This is a genomic window from Neobacillus cucumis (genome assembly GCF_023715505.1).
On sequence record NZ_JAMBOH010000080.1, the window covers coordinates 1 to 1,711 of the forward strand.

Sequence of the window (1,711 nt, forward strand, 5' to 3'; positions counted from 1 at the left end):
AAGAGGCTGGGACATAACTAGCTTCAAATAGTAAGAAAGGTGAATTTGAACGTCCTCAAATTCACCTTTCTCTATTTTTGGGCTTTAATTCTTTTATTATCTTAGTTGTTGGCAGTGAATTTTCTTAAATTCACTGCCATTAATGCGAAGCCCATTTCGTTTTCTACCTTCGATTTTCCTCGTACAGAAAATCGAGTGAAACGCAAATTAGCCTTCAAGAATCCAAAAACTGGTTCCACATCGATTTTGCGTTTTCGATAGATGGCACTCGTTTCTTCTTCTGAAAGCTTCGACCTTACATATTCTTTTTGCTGTTCCCATTTTTCATTCACCATGAGTTTTCGATTGTTGCCTTCTTTTGCTTTTGTACATGAGGAACGGAATGGGCATCCCGAACAGTCTTCGCACTCGTAGATTTTGAACTTCCGTTGGAAGCCTGTCTGATCAGTACGGACAGAATGGTATTGAAATTCAAGACGTTTCTGATTAGGGCATGTATATGTATCTGTTTCTTCATCATACTGCCAGTTGTCGGGATGGAATATGTTTTGCTTGTGCTTTTTCTTTTGTTCCTTCAAATACAGGTTGTACGTAATTAGTGCTTCTCGTTTTCTGTTCGAAAGGATATCATCATAGTTTTGTTCACTACCATAACCTGCATCTGCGACAATGTGTTTCGGTAACTCGAAATAATGCTGCTCAATCTCATCTAGAAATGGAATTAACGTACGTGTATCTGTTGGGTTAGGAAACAAGCTATAGGCAAGCGCGTATTGACCTTCCGTGGCGATTTGTACATTATAACCAGCTTTCAATTGCCCGTTTTTCATATAATCATCTTTCATGCGCATAAATGTCGCATCTGGGTCTGTTTTCGAATAGCTATTACGTGTGCCAAAGATTTCAAAGTCTCGTTGATATTTCTGTTTTCGCATGACAAGATCAATCAACTGCTTCCGCACTTGTTTCGGATATTTACGTTCACTTCTTAAGTCTTTTCGTTCTGGAACGTCTGATGCAGCTTCAATTTGTTTATCATACTCGGTAACGACATCGTTCACTTTTTGAACCAATTGAGTAAGCTCTTCCATTGATAACTGTTCATCGTTTTCACGTTCAATTTCAGGTATGATTTCGTTCTCAAGTAGCTCGTTATATAGCTGGTTTGACTTTTCAATTAAACTTTGATGATATTTCTCAATCGATTTCTTCCACACGAATGTAAATTTATTCGCATCTGCTTCAATCTTTGTACCATCGATAAAAATCGCTTCTTGATCGATAAGTTTTTCTTCGATTAATTGGCAACGAAATTGGACGAAACATTGGCGAATTAAATCTTTCACTTCTGATTGAACACGGAATCGGTTGATTGTGCGATAGGTTGGTTCATACCCTTGAGCTAGCCACATCATACGGATACTATCTTTTAATAAGGCTTCAATTTTACGCCCTGAGAAGACAGATTGCGTATAGGCACATAAGATAATTTTAAGCATCATGCGTGGATGATAGGCTGGACAGCCCTCATTTCGAAGAAATGGTTCGAATGCTTCCTGAGGGATACTTTCAACTAAATGATGGACATGGAAGGCAATATCATTAGTTTGTAATTTCACTTCTAAATCTAAAGGCAAAACTAATTGATTCATGATATAATTTTTAAACATAAGGACCCTTCTTTCAAGATTTGGTGTGGTAACTTTATTTT

1 protein-coding gene is annotated in these 1,711 nt (G+C 37.5%); it reads right to left on the reverse strand.

What is annotated here, in order from left to right; genetic code table 11:
* Window positions 1-101: 101 nt before the first annotated feature.
* The gene (locus tag M3226_RS31350) at window positions 102-1,670 is read right to left on the reverse strand and encodes an IS1182 family transposase (protein WP_251573399.1); all 1,569 of its coding nucleotides are present in this window, start codon (window positions 1,668-1,670) and stop codon (window positions 102-104) included.
* Between the last annotated feature and the right edge of the window lie 41 nt (window positions 1,671-1,711).